Source organism: Chlamydiales bacterium, assembly GCA_031292375.1.
Lineage (GTDB): Bacteria > Chlamydiota > Chlamydiia > Chlamydiales > VFKH01 > JARLHF01.
Genome location: JARLHF010000068.1, coordinates 22,595 through 36,107 on the forward strand (window position 1 = coordinate 22,595; position 13,513 = coordinate 36,107).

14 protein-coding genes and 1 tRNA gene are annotated in these 13,513 nt (G+C 37.8%); 8 read left to right on the forward strand and 7 right to left on the reverse strand.

Features of this window, described 5'->3' with window-relative positions:
* Positions 1 to 17 precede the first annotated feature (17 nt).
* On the forward strand, positions 18 to 2,129 hold the full coding sequence (locus P4L16_08320; GenBank protein ID MDR3625122.1) for an LOG family protein: 2,112 nt from the start codon (positions 18 to 20) through the stop codon (positions 2,127 to 2,129).
* 11 nt (positions 2,130 to 2,140) lie between these two features.
* On the opposite strand, the gene P4L16_08325 is transcribed toward P4L16_08320, so the two are convergent.
* From P4L16_08325 to P4L16_08340, 4 genes are all read right to left on the reverse strand, one after another.
* A complete protein-coding gene (locus P4L16_08325) occupies positions 2,141 to 3,583 on the reverse strand; it encodes a hypothetical protein (GenBank protein MDR3625123.1) in 1,443 nt (480 codons plus the stop codon).
* Positions 3,584 to 3,664: 81 nt separating this feature from the next.
* The gene (locus P4L16_08330; GenBank protein ID MDR3625124.1) at positions 3,665 to 4,495 is read right to left on the reverse strand and encodes a hypothetical protein; all 831 of its coding nucleotides are present in this window, start codon (positions 4,493 to 4,495) and stop codon (positions 3,665 to 3,667) included.
* A 3-nt stretch (positions 4,496 to 4,498) separates the two neighbouring features.
* The gene (locus tag P4L16_08335) at positions 4,499 to 5,674 is read right to left on the reverse strand and encodes a DUF1207 domain-containing protein (GenBank protein ID MDR3625125.1); all 1,176 of its coding nucleotides are present in this window, start codon (positions 5,672 to 5,674) and stop codon (positions 4,499 to 4,501) included.
* Positions 5,675 to 5,789: 115 nt separating this feature from the next.
* Positions 5,790 to 7,034, reverse strand: coding sequence for an MFS transporter (locus tag P4L16_08340; protein ID MDR3625126.1), 1,245 nt, complete (start codon positions 7,032 to 7,034; stop codon positions 5,790 to 5,792).
* 58 nt (positions 7,035 to 7,092) lie between these two features.
* Between P4L16_08340 and P4L16_08345 the strand changes: the two genes are divergently transcribed.
* Positions 7,093 to 7,166, forward strand: a tRNA-Ile gene (locus tag P4L16_08345).
* Positions 7,167 to 7,635: 469 nt separating this feature from the next.
* Here the strand turns inward: P4L16_08345 and P4L16_08350 are convergent.
* On the reverse strand, positions 7,636 to 8,118 hold the full coding sequence (locus tag P4L16_08350; GenBank protein MDR3625127.1) for a GNAT family N-acetyltransferase: 483 nt from the start codon (positions 8,116 to 8,118) through the stop codon (positions 7,636 to 7,638).
* Positions 8,115 to 8,648 (reverse strand): histidine phosphatase family protein, encoded by a 534-nt coding sequence (locus tag P4L16_08355; protein MDR3625128.1) that lies wholly within the window; start codon positions 8,646 to 8,648, stop codon positions 8,115 to 8,117. The genes P4L16_08350 and P4L16_08355 overlap by 4 nt, the downstream gene beginning before the upstream one ends.
* A 312-nt stretch (positions 8,649 to 8,960) precedes the next feature.
* Between P4L16_08355 and P4L16_08360 the strand changes: the two genes are divergently transcribed.
* Entirely contained in the window at positions 8,961 to 9,182 is a 222-nt protein-coding gene (locus tag P4L16_08360; protein MDR3625129.1) for a hypothetical protein, read from the forward strand.
* Between the two features lie 38 nt (positions 9,183 to 9,220).
* Positions 9,221 to 9,379, forward strand: coding sequence for a hypothetical protein (locus tag P4L16_08365; protein ID MDR3625130.1), 159 nt, complete (start codon positions 9,221 to 9,223; stop codon positions 9,377 to 9,379).
* Positions 9,380 to 9,461: 82 nt separating this feature from the next.
* Here the strand turns inward: P4L16_08365 and P4L16_08370 are convergent, their stop codons facing one another.
* The gene (locus tag P4L16_08370) at positions 9,462 to 10,325 is read right to left on the reverse strand and encodes an ATP-binding protein (GenBank protein ID MDR3625131.1); all 864 of its coding nucleotides are present in this window, start codon (positions 10,323 to 10,325) and stop codon (positions 9,462 to 9,464) included.
* A 49-nt stretch (positions 10,326 to 10,374) separates the two neighbouring features.
* On the opposite strand from P4L16_08370, the gene P4L16_08375 reads away from it, so the two are divergent.
* The 4 genes from P4L16_08375 to P4L16_08390 all read left to right on the forward strand — a co-directional run bounded on the left by P4L16_08375 (position 10,375) and on the right by P4L16_08390 (position 13,339).
* Complete coding sequence (locus tag P4L16_08375) at positions 10,375 to 10,800, forward strand: hypothetical protein (GenBank protein ID MDR3625132.1); 426 nt, start codon at positions 10,375 to 10,377, stop codon at positions 10,798 to 10,800.
* Positions 10,775 to 11,413, forward strand: coding sequence for a DUF559 domain-containing protein (locus P4L16_08380; GenBank protein ID MDR3625133.1), 639 nt, complete (start codon positions 10,775 to 10,777; stop codon positions 11,411 to 11,413). Before P4L16_08375 ends, P4L16_08380 begins: the two co-directional genes overlap by 26 nt.
* 606 nt (positions 11,414 to 12,019) lie before the next feature.
* Positions 12,020 to 12,163: a hypothetical protein gene (locus tag P4L16_08385; GenBank protein ID MDR3625134.1), complete on the forward strand. Its 144-nt coding sequence runs from the start codon at positions 12,020 to 12,022 to the stop codon at positions 12,161 to 12,163.
* A gap of 99 nt (positions 12,164 to 12,262) precedes the next feature.
* A complete protein-coding gene (locus P4L16_08390; GenBank protein MDR3625135.1) occupies positions 12,263 to 13,339 on the forward strand; it encodes a PDDEXK nuclease domain-containing protein in 1,077 nt (358 codons plus the stop codon).
* Positions 13,340 to 13,513 lie beyond the last annotated feature (174 nt).

Below are 13,513 nucleotides of genomic sequence, written 5' to 3' on the forward strand. Positions count from 1 at the left end.
TTTATAACAAAAAGATTATGGAAAGCTACCTTATCAGCAATCACTTTGACCTTGTTACTCCCGATGGCAAGATCACCAAACTTACACATCTTACTGAAACATGCCTACATGCTTTAGTAATGATTGAGAACATATCCCCTGCTTTTGTAGGCTATCAAATTGACAAATCTCTCATTTCTTTTAACATTAAGAGTAGCATAGCGCAAATAGGAGTCAATGGCATTGGCTTAGAATACTCCTTTGATCCTCAAAACCATTGCTGTGAAGTACTTGTGAATCTTACTAGCATAGGACAACTTGGCACCTATTTTTTAAATCTTTTACAAGTTGGCGCTTATCTTGGCAGGTTATTTGCAGCCGATGATAGAAGGCGTGTAAGAAACCCTGAGTACCTTTCACGCATGTTTGGAAGGTCAGATCGTTTTGGAAGACCCCTACTTTCTCTTGGAGGTATGCAAGGCAGCAATTCTCTTGTCTTAGAAAAATTGGACGGACGCACAGTTGCTTATCTTACAGTACAAGAAGGACGTGTCGAATATGATGAAACCATCATGGGCTTTCTTCCAACACTTGAAAAAAGTCTTCACTCTCATATACGCCTTCGAGAAGCTCTCAAGCTCCACCAAACATGGATCCCCGATGCTAACAGACTTGTAAGCGAAAATCATTTATTATTATTGCGAACACAGCCACTTCATATACGCACTGTATTTGGCAAAGTTGTAGATTCTCTTTTACCCCACGGTTACCATCATACTACAGCTAATATCTTGCAACCAGATACTGAAGCTTCTGGAGATATCTATGAAGTATTTGGCGATAGTCATAAAGAAATTAATGATATCCCCATTGAATTTTATACTCTAGAACCCCACAGAGAACATGTCTTTTTTTCTGATAGAGATCAATTACAACTCTCTTTGGAAGACTCCAAATGCCTTTTTAAGGCATTTGCAACAGCACCCTTTCTTGAAACTCACTTAGCTGCAGTCTTTATCGTAAAAGGCACCCAAATGCAATCACTTACCCCTCAAGACTGGATCATTAGAGAACCTAGAAAACACGACTTTCCTGGAATATCCCACAGCTCTAGACAAGCTTTAATGGTAGAAAAGTTTATCCAGCAACAACCTTCATACCCATTTTTAAAGGCAATTGTTGACGGTCTTATTACAAGCCAGGGCGTATTACTAACTAGGCATTTTCCAACTCCTCTTCTAAAGAGCATGATATTCAATGATGAGGTCCTCAGATGTCTCAAAGGCATCTATTTTCAAAGACCTTCTCTATCCTATGGCAGCTTTTTTTCACATGAAGACCGAGCTATGCTCAATGACCTCTCAAAATTTGCAGTGCCCGTCTATTGGGTTGACGAAACTACAAGAAAAACCCTTCAATACGTACAAAAACCAGAAAAAGATTCTGGAATGTTTGTGCCTCTGAACAAAATTGATCTATTTCTAAGAGCTTCGTTTTTTGGAGTTTATGGGTCAAACCTACTAGAGGGAAACTTTGAGAATGAACTCATCAATATGTTTAAAGGTCTTCTTAAATTAAAAGAGACTCTACATCACCCTCTTTTAAATAAAGATACTCCTCTAGCTCTTGTCACAGGAGGTGGTCCAGGGGCCATGGAGGTTGGTAATCGCGTTGCAAAAAATCTTGATATCTTATCATGTGCCAATATAGTTGACTTCAGTCTTAAACCAGGAGAATTCATCAATGAACAAAAACAAAACCCTCACGTCGAAGCCAAAATGACTTATAGAATTGATAAGCTCGTTGAAAGGCAAGCTGAATTTAACTTAGATTTTCCTATATTTCTCATGGGTGGAATCGGAACAGATTTTGAATATGCATTAGAAGAAGTACGAAGAAAAGTAGGGACAGTAGAGCTCACACCTATTTTACTATTCGGAACAAAAGAGTACTGGAGACAAAAAATCACCTCCAAATTCAGATGTAATATGGAAAATGGAACAATTAAGGGTTCTGAATGGATCAGTAATTGCTTCTACTGTGTAAAAGATGGAGCTCAAGCGCTACAAGTTTACAATGACTATTTTACAGGCAAACTTTTGATAGGAAGAAATGGCCCCATCTTTACCGACGGGTTTGTGTCAACTTGAATTTTGGATTATTAACCTATGTTACGCAAAAATGCTTGCATCCCCTGATCGGTTACAATATTCCCAAGCTCTTTTGGAGAAAAGTTAGGAAGTGTAGCAACCCTTCGTAATACTCGTGATCTTTCAATCAAATGATCCTTCGCGGCCTTTTCTAAAAACCCAGGCATATCCTGTTCTAGAGCACAAAGATATTGATCAATTTTTGAATCATCATCTAAATTTCCAAGTTTTTCTATGACAAACTCTTTTATTTTGTTTACAAAAGAAAATATACTTATTTTTAATTCTTTCCACTTATATTGATTTTTTATTTGATTCGTATACATCGGATTTTTTCTAATGAAGCTATTAGCATTATCTATCAACTTCAAGTCTACAATGCGCCTTAAACCCTTATTATCACCAGATGCTCTTTTAATAAACCAATTTTTTTCATCACGATCCAAATTGCCAATAAGAAAATCAAATATGACAGACTTTTGAAAAAGAATAAGCTCTTCCTCACTAAAATAATCCCTAGACTCAAGTTCAGATAAAACCATCTCCACCTCTTCAAAAGAGGTCTCTTTTTTCTTATTTGTAAGAAAGCTTTGAAAGGCACCTGCTTGCCCCATAATTTGCGTCAGAATTGATGGAGGGGATAAGCCAATATCAAAATACCTATCCGTAAAATAGGCTGCAACCTCGGCTTTAGGTTGACAATCAGATGAAGAACTTAGAAAATACAATTGTCCATGAAAATTACGCTTAAAAAAGTTTTTAATTTTTGTCATTAAAGAGACATTTTTACTTGCCTTAAAAATACCAATTTTTTTTCCACTCAATGCACATGCAATTTTAGTATCCGTTGTACCTCTTGCAGGTATCATTTCAACGCCCAAGCATGCAGCAAGCTTTGCTTTTTCCGCTTGTCTTGATACCCTCGCAAGCTCTATCTCTCTTTGCTTTATTTTAATTAACTCTTGGTTCTTAGTTTGAGCTTTCTGTAAATCAATATGTTCTTGTTTCAAACGCTGTTTTTCACAACGCTTTTCTTTAAGCGTTGGAAATAAAAATTCTTCAATTTCTTTTGTTAAAGCAGATTTTCCGTCCACACCTTTTACTTTAAGCATACTAAATAAATCTCTATCTCTTAGGTGTGCAAGCTTGTTTATAAACAAATCTCTTACAATCTGTTTACCCATACTATTGTTCGCAACTCTCTCAAGCCTTCCAAGCGATAAAACGATTTGTTTAATCCGATTATTTAATAAATTTCGTCCTTCTGCCCTACCTATCCAAAAAAAATCTTTAATCTTATCAAACCAATCCTTTCTAACCAAATGGTTGTCAATAACTTTTAAATCAGTAATATGAGGAGTTGCCTTGATAAGGAAAATATCAGACCTAATGTCCTTATCAAAGCAATCATATACTTCAAAAGGAGAAAGAATTGACACTCCTGTTATCATCATAACTTTCCTAAATTAAATCATCAAAGATTGTAGTTTTTAAAATCTTAATAATCAAATTAATTTAATGCAAAGAAATTGCTGTTAAAGCCCTAAAGAGGCCATTTTCTCATTGTAATAGTAAACCTTGAGCAAAGAAGAAACTTCTCTCTTGTTGACCTTATCTTTTAAATCTATGTTTTCTTGAGTCTGATAAATTAAATACTCAGGTACCATTTCTTTCAATACATTTCTCCAATAACTACGAGAGAGCTCTGGATAGCGACTCAAAAACTTAAGAATTTCACCATAGGTAAATTCAATCTCGTTAATTTCCCCCCCCTCTTTAAAATAATTTTTCCAACCTTGAAAGGCAAGACTCACCTCAAAGGGTAATAACTCTCTTAAATCAAAAGAATGATATAACAACGGATCAAAAGAGATTAAATTAATGAGTGTCAAATAAGATTGCGGCGCTGTCTGCCAGTAGAGCACAGTCCATTCCTGAGAATACTGTAAAAACTCTTGAAATTCCTGAAAAAAAATCGGTCTTGATAATAATTTTTTTCCCAATAACTCTTTCCATAGATGAAAACGAAAAAGAACTTCAGGAGGAGCCATCACATAACTTTCAGCAAAGTCTGGAAGAATACCTATCTTATCTTCTTTTACATTCTTTAAATACTCTGAAGGGCCTTTAAAGTTAATTTTCATGAACTCTGGATTCTGCCAAAGAAATAATGAAAACTCTCTGTAGGTAACTTGTAAGAAGGGGTTATCATCTATTTTTTTCTCTATCCAACTGTCACGAGTGTAAAAAACAGAATAGAGAATCCCTATCAAAACAATCAAAAAAACTAAACAAAACCACAAGGAAAAGGTCTCCTTGTGGTACAACTTCCCAGAAATAAACTCTTTTTCGGATAACTTTGTCAAATATCAGAAACCATAAGCCAATTTCAGCTGACCATAATTTGTCCTAAAGCGCGTTAGCTGCCCATCTTGAGAAAATCCATCATACCACTCAATTGAAAGTCGCACTTTTCTTTCAGATCCATCTAACCTTCCCACTTCCATACCCAAGCAATAATTCTGGTTAAAGTACCAGCCATCTTGCTCTCTATTTTCAATATATACAGCTAAAAAAGGTCTCCACAATAGCCTATCACAACGATCTCTCCACCAATCAAACTTTAATTCAAAGCCGTATCCAACATACAATGGATGCTGTTTAAAGCCTGCATCAGAAATAAAATCATCTCCAACACCCGCGTAAAGCCTTAATTCCTTTGTAAATTGATAAGATGCAAAAAAATCAAGCGTTTCTATAGCTGGATTATATCTCATAATTCCAGGGTGATTTAACAAGTACTCATCCCCTAAGTGAGAAGAGATATGAAAAAGACGTAAACGATAAGACCAGTCTCCAACAGCATACGTGACTGGAATTGCACAATAGTAATCAGCATTTACCAAATCATGAGAACTCGTATCCAAATTGAATACAGCAAAAACACAGCCTTCGACAGCTATTTGCAAATCCCCTCTCCAAGGAAGCACTCCAAACCATCGGTAGATAGGAAGTGGATCCCCAAAAGCAACAGCTGCACATGATTGACCAATCACTTTATCACCCGCTCTGTATGCAGCAGAAAACATCGGCTGTCTTGGGTCTGCAATAAGTGGCTGAAATAACTCATCAAATTCAGGAAGCCACATACCAGAAATTTCACAACAAGGCCTTCTTCTCCACTTAGCACACTGTATAGATGGAATATCAGGTGGCGTTTTACATACTACATGAACTCCACAAACACCAGGAACATCTTTAATATCAGCAATAATACGAGAAAGAAGCTCACAACTTGCAGGTGGATGAGAAAGATAGACCCATCCATGCTTTACAACGATATTTACACGAAACTCATAATAATTTGCGTCGACAAGTCCCTGTAAATACCCTTCCAAGTAGGCATCATTTGTAGGACAAGGCTGAACAGGGTTACAAGGAATATTACCAGCCTCCATAGCTTCAAGCGGTACTGTCAAAAATGTAGCAGCAAAGCAGCTAAACATACAAAAAAATAATCGATAAATCCATGTCTTTCCCATCATTTCCCCAATATCCAATTTAAATACAAAAACGATGATCTATAACTAATTTAAAATATTGATGCAAAAACTTTCTGTATATACATGAAAATCTTAGAGAAAAGACATAGGATATAATTTAATTATCTTCTATCAACACAATCTTTCTCTTTTCCCTCTGCAACATTCTGATAGAACTATAAGAACAAAATAACACACCCGCTACGAGCGCTAACACAGGCCCAAACAACACGACCAAAAGGCTTCCAAGCGGGGGTGCAAAACAACCTCGTATCCCCATCATTAAAAGCATTACGCTACTAAATGGAGAACTGTTCTTATCCTGAGAAAACATAGGCCCTGCAAGGTTCCAGCAAAGATGAAAACCAGCTTGTGCACTTCCATAAATCAAATAAGCGATATACACCCAAATCACATTAGTAGTTGCAGCAAGCAAGCAAATGGGAAAAAGTCCCATGAGAACAAAAATTACAAAACATAATTTATAAATATCAAAACGAGAGAATAATTTTCCCCAAATAGGTGATGTAAATGCATACCCAACCCCTCTCCAAACAGAAAGAGCAATTGCAAGATCTGTGTAAGAAAGTCCTAGCACATCTAGAAAAAAAATGGGTAGTGCTGGTTGAATTACCATAATGCCAACGCCGCAAATCATGACGCCTACTTGAAAAAAACGGTAATCTTGTCTCTCTTTAAGTAATAAATAAGCATCTTTCCAAGGGTCTATAATTTTTTTTATACAAAAATGATCTTCTTCAGGAACTTCTTTTTTGATGCCCTCTAAAGGTATTCTTGCTTGTAAAAACACACCTAAAATACCTATAAAAGCACTCACAGGGAACATCCAACGCCAAGACCCACTGTGATGATCCAACATATAACCAACACCTATCGCAAGCGCAATACCCTCAACATACCCTAAAGCAGAGCTCCAAGAAATAATGTTGCCTCTCGATTTCTTTGGTAAATTCATTTTTAAAATCTCAAGCCAAGCAGGAACCCCTCCCCTCTTAAGAGTCGCATAAAAAATTACTGATATTAAAAAAATCCACGGATTGTCTATGAACGGGAAAAAGAAAAAAGCAACTCTAGAGAGAATTCCAGACCATATCAGATTAGAAAGAACCTTGTGCGGTTTTCTTGCAAGTGTTGAGCTCCAATACATAGAGGCAATTCCAACGACTGGGCGAAGCATCGTAAACAGCCCAACTTGAAAAGCACTGGCATGTAAATCTTTGTGTAAAATAAAGACAAAAAGATAAAAAAGAGTCCATAGAGGCTCATTGAGAAGCTCCGTTATAAAAACAGCATTTCTTGTTTTTATAAAGCGAATATTTACAAAACGTGTATCTTCACTCATCTTCCCAAAATTCTCTTGATTTACAACAGGACTACATGATATGAAATATGGCAATTCTGGGGCAATAGCTCAGTTGGTCAGAGCAGCGGACTCATAACCCGCTGGTCCCTGGTTCAAGTCCAGGTTGCCCCACTTTTTCCACACATACTTCTGAATGGGTTTTTGAGCATTTCGCAAATGTTGCGAAAACCTCATTTTACGCAATTTTTACGCAATCGGCCACAACAGACCAGCACAATTCAAAGCAATCTCTCTTTTTCCCGACCAATTTTTCTGAAATCTTTTCCTACTTCTCCATTTTTTCGTTGGAACAGTGGGAATTCTGGGAACGGAATTCTTTTTCTGCTCATTTTCAGAGACTTACAGTTTATTTAATCGTTCCCATACCACCAAATAGGCTATGGGATCCGTCCATCAAAACTGAACCATCAATGTTGTCTTTGATCGCATCCCATGGGATAAAAGTTTCAAGTACAACCTTTCCGGCAGGCAATAGCACCGAATGGAGGTTTTTTAAGATGTTAAGTGCTTCTTTTCGATCTTGAATAAGCTGAAACGACCCTATAGCGATGAAAAGAAGACTTCATTTGATTTTGCCTATTTAGGAACATCCATTTTCCTTTTTTAAAATGCCCTGCGTCTGTATTTCCTCAGCAAAATATTTTATAAAAAAGGTTTTGGTAAGTTTTGGATTTTTTTTATTTTCCCTTACGAACTCAACGGTAAAACCACATTTTTTGTAAAATCCTGGTGCCGAAAATGCACTTGTAACGAGATTGATGTTATTGAATCCTTTACCTTTGAAATGATTTTCGAGCGCCTGCAGTAATTTTTTCCCATAGCCTTTCCCGCGAAAAGGCTTATAGACCCACATATCATCAATATACACTTCTGAAAATGCAGTGAAGGCATTGAGAACACCAAGCACCTCTCTTTTTTCATCCCTAAGAATAACCGCAAATCTTTTGTAATTTACATCAATGCCATGACTACTTTCATATTCTACAAGATCTTTGCGCATTTTTTCTTCCACTTCTTCAGGAAGTGTGTCGACAAATTCCATTGTGTGACATTTATTATTCATATGAGCCTTCGGGCACTCCATTTTTCATTTTCCACTGTAAAATGAACGGGAACGCAGTTATTAATGGCCCATTCACATTCCACTCCTAAGAAGCAGCAGAGCGCCCAATGAACGCCGCTGTGCGCAACAATTAGTACGGGACCTTTTTGCTCGAGCGCTTGATTTACTCCTTTGAGCACCTGACGCATGAATTTACGCACAGGGTCTTTGGCCTGCAAGTAAGCCATAGTTCCAAGAGCGGTCATCTCTTTCCATATTAGACCGGAACATTCACCAAGCTCCTCTATTTCGCAGTGATTGGCCGAAAGCCTAGAGGTAACGATGTCTTTGGTCTCTTGAGCACGTTTAAAGGGGCTGCAACAAACGGTCTTAATCGGTAAAGAAGCAATAATCGGTTCAATACCATTGGCTTGAGTTAAACCTGTAGAATTTAAGGTGATATGAGCGGGGAGATCGATTTTTTCTTGTGTTGAAATATTATGATCTGTCTGCCCATGACGAATGAAATAAAACTCTTTCTTTAAAATCATGACGTCCATCCGCATTCAGAATAAAAATTTCCTTCCAGAATAGCCTTTAAAGCTGTGGCGTTATAATCCACTACGTTTAATGGCAATGCGTCCAGTGGAAAAAATGCAATGCACTCGCATTTATCAGGTTCTCGGTTGATGATACTGCCCTCCCAGGACGCGCATTCGAAAAAGATATCCACGTTGAGCCGATTTGTTTTTCGATGCATCACGTGGATGAATACTCAAGCGGATAGCTTCGGTTGCTCGAAGCAAGCCTTGGTTTTTCTTAAAGAGCTTTATGGCTTTCTGGTTTTGCATTCATGGATAACAATGTCGATAAATGTTGTCTTTTTACTACATTCTTATCCATTAAAGATTTTTGGTCATTGGAAATTTCCTTCTCATTTCTTTTCATCTTGTGCTGGAAATTTCCAAGTTTTTTTGGTAGACTCCTCTTTAATCCTAACAGATATTTGCGAAAACACTCAGCTCACACGAGATGTCGTTTTTAACAGCATAAGAAAAAATAAACAAAACCAGTCGGTGACCTAGATTGAAAAAGACAATGATGAATAAATTCAAGCATATCTATGAATGATAATCAAAAACGTTTAAGACAACGTGCTCTTCAAGCCGCTGCACTATACAAGCAACAGTATGTAAGCCCAATTGATGTCTTTATTGGAATGAAATTGCTTCAACCTATTCATGTTGATGATTGGCGAAAAGGAAAGAATCCCTTATCTTGAAAGAGTTATACAAGTTTTTTTGATATCTCTCATAATAAGGACAAAATTTTATAACATATCTATTTGACAATCAATGAGATTTTCAATCATTCGGTAATTTATATTTTTGTAGCCTGCTGTTTGGTTTCTCAGGGGTTGTATAAACAATTCTGCCCTGTTTTAGTAGGGTCACAAGCACTTTCTTTAAAGCTCCAGAAATATGCTTATGCCCCAGACCTTGAGAGAGTTCACTTTTAGATAAGGGACCATTTTTGAGCAAATTAAGTACTACATTTTCTAACGACTCGGGCCTTGACTCGGGCCTTGACTCGGGCCTTGACTCGGGCCTTACTTTTTCGGCTTTACCTATTTGCTCTTCCGGTCTTTTGCCAGTAGAAAAGAATGAAGAGGGTAAAAAAGTAGTAACAACAGATTCAGCACGCACTTCCCAGGTTGGCTTGGGATTTCCATTTTCTTTACACCAATCGATAATGTTGAGCGTACCCATTCCCCACTTTTCAATCACCCCGGCGCGGTAAAATACGCTAGCGATGATAGGATTCCATGGCTTAGATTCATGCGGTCTTGTCAGTTTTTCAGGAGTCATATCGAAATGAAAAATTCCGGGATTGATGATTTCCAAGTGGTCATCATACATTGCAATAGCAACAGCGCCACCTGGAGTCGTGTAATCCCTATGACAAATGCTGTTTGCAAGAGCCTCTCGTATAGCAAGAGGCGGATAAAGAGGGTAATCCTCTCGAATCATTTTTCCAGGTACAACACGCCCAGATATAGGGACATGATCTAACAGAAACGACTCACCGCGCCTCGAAAGATCAAAACCATTCCCCCAGTAATTGCGGTTGTCCATAAAACCACCTAATCGATCAGTCCCTCTAAATCTAGCCAGTCTGATAGATAGCTGAGGATAGCTTGCAAAAAGCCTTTCGCTCTTCCCGTACAACGCAACAGCTGCATTAATGAGATGCCCATCATCAAATAAGGTAAAGAGAATGCAAAATCAAAACGATATTCACTTAGTGACTCCGTCCAGTCTACAAGACTTAATTATAGCGATTCAAGTCGCTCAAAGAGAGCATGGTCCAAAATTGATGTATCGTGGTCAGAGAAATGCTGCTTGGGAAATCAACTCTTCTTTTACAAGAAGTTTTTCAGAGGAGAATCTAGAGAAGATCCGTAATCCCTTCACTAGACTTGAAAAAATACCCTACGGTCTAGCCATGAACTCGTTTCTAAACTACTTTCTATCGTTGGAACCATCTGAAGAAGTAATTCAGAAATTAAATGGACGAGGTTGTCGTCGTTTTGAAGTGGCTCGGCATCATCAACAAAATTTCTTAAAATCTAGAATTCATGGGATCAAAGAACTCAATCTTCCTGGATCTCCCATAATTGATTTTACGTTCAGATTATGCTGATCTTAATGTACCCATTTTAGAGCGAATGTTCAACAAGCGTTGCCGAGGTTATGAAGCTGTAGGATATAAAATCCTGCTTCCTGCCAGTGCCACGCCCGGATGGCCCACCCAAGCACCACTCCCAGTTGATCCGGCTTGGAAGAGTGATTATGCAGCAAGTATCAAGCGTTTGATTTGTGATGGTGTGGATATGCCATTGGCCAATCTCTTTGTTCAAATGGCCTCAGTTATGCATGCTGATGCAGAGGGCGTCGATCGAGCTCGAAGTGCCACTGAAGCATTTCTTTATCGTCGTCTTGAAACTTTACCTCAGACCGCAGGAAGATTTCATCTTAACGCTCTATTGTCAATCCCATTCGATATTTCAAGTCAAATGGAGGTTGATTTATTTTGTGCCGACGCGCGTCTTGCGGTTGAACTTGATGGTGCACAGCATCTGGCTGATGCTAATGCCTATCGCCGGGATAGACGTAAAGATGCTTTACTCCAGCAGAATGGTTACTTGGTTCTACGATTTTTGAGTGAAGATGTCGGTAAGCATCTAGATGATGTTTTGGATTCAATTCTTCGAGCCTTGACACATCAAAGTGCACTTCTAGAAGGTAAAATTTGAATCTGTTTGTGAGATAAAATATGGGAAGGTATTATATGAAAGTTCTAGGAGGTTTAGTTATGACAAATGAAGCAGATCTCCTAAAACAACAAAAAACAACCAAACGATGGATTTGGATAATGACGTTGTTTTATGCGATTCCTTTTCCATTTCTCTTATATGCTTCTCTATTTTCAGTAGCGATTCTCAATCCTTCTGGCATAAAATTTCTTCAATGGACCTTTATCCTCCTTTGCCTTTCAATCCCTCTTTCAATTCCCCTTTCAATTTTTTTTATGTGGCATCAATATTTTCAGAAAAAATATTCGCAAGCTTGTTTCTACTTCGTGTTGCCAATTATAATAGCCGTCACTAGCTATTTTTTAATCGAGTTTGTGGGGTTATTTCTGACGTCTTAGCTTTTTACGCAAATTTTACGCAATCGGTGGGAAAAAGCTACAATAAAATAGCGTAATTGAGCACAATTGGCACTTTAAAAAACCGCTAATTTCACTGTGCCTATGTACTCTCTTTTACGCTCCTTTACGGAAGATCAACCGACTCATAACCCGCTGGTCCCTGGTTCAAGTCCAGCTTGCCCCACTTTTCTTAAATCTTTTTTAGAGTATGCCAAGAGACGATTCGACTCGCGAATCACTTCCATCCGATGGGGCTACTCCACTGATGCAAAGGGTACCAAAAGAATTTCAAGAGTACTGCTTAGATCGCTTTTTAGCAGCTATTCGTAATTTAAGAAAAGACAACAACTAATATCCAATAACTCCGAGCTAGTATTCTTATTTTTCCACTAGCATTTTGACCAAAAATTCTCTACCATACTACGTAATAATGATGGAGTTTAAAAAAAGCATGTCAAAGGAAAAAAAAGAATCAAGTACTTTGTCACCCAACAAGAAATTAATCCCAGAAGGTTATAAAAAATTACTTGATAATCTCAAAACACGCATTCGTTCTGCTCAAATAAAAGCCGCTATAAAGGTCAATGAAGAACTTATTAAACTTTATTGGGAAATTGGCCAAGAAATTACCGAACGTCAAGATAAACAGGGCTGGGGGACTCAAGTTATCGAGCATTTGGCTAAAGATCTACAGAATTCTTTTCCTGGAGTAGGTGGTTTCTCTCGAACTAATGTCTTTAGAATGAGAGCTTTCTATCTTGCCTATCAAAAAGTCCCACAAGCTGTGGGACAATTAAATGATCTTCCTGTTTTTCGTATCCCTTGGGGCCATAATGCAGTTATTATTGAGAAACTTGTCTCTACAGAACAAAGGTTATGGTACGCAGAACAAACCCTGATTAATGGATGGAGCCGAAGCTCTCTAGAGGACTGGATTAAATCTGATCTTATTAATCGACAAGGTAAAGCTATTACAAATTTTGCTGAAAAGTTACCGTTGCCCCAGTCCCACTTAGCCCATGAAACATTAAAAGACCCGTATAACTTTGAATTTTTGACTCTAGCTGATGGATATAGAGAACAGGAACTAGAAAAGGGATTATTGAAACATATTCAAAAATTTCTCATTGAACTTGGCCAAGGCTTTGCTTTTATTGGAAGTCAATATCCCCTTGAAGTCGGGGGTAAAGATTATTATCTTGATTTGCTTTTCTATCACATTTCTCTTCGTTGTTTTATTGTCATAGAGCTCAAAAACACCGATTTTAAACCCGAATATGCAGGTAAAATGAATTTTTACTTATCAGCAGTCGACGATCGATTAAAGCATCCAACAGACAATCCCTCTATTGGAATGATTCTCTGTAAAACAAAAAATAATTTTACCGTCGAATATGCATTAAGAGATATTCACAAGCCAATGGGAGTAGCGGGCTACGAAACCAAGATCATGGAATCCTTGCCTCAAGATCTAAGGGGTAGTTTACCCACCGTTGAGGAATTTGAAGCCGAACTTACGAACGAATAGCTTTTATCGAGATTTTATTATTTTAAAGCTCTATTAGGAGCTGTTTTTCCTTTAGTAATTAGGCTTTGATGCCATAAAGTCTCGAATTTTTTCCAGAAATCATCTATACTGCAGAACAGTTCTGTAATGTCTCTCATTTTGTCCTCGAATGTTTTAGTATTTTTTGAACAAAAA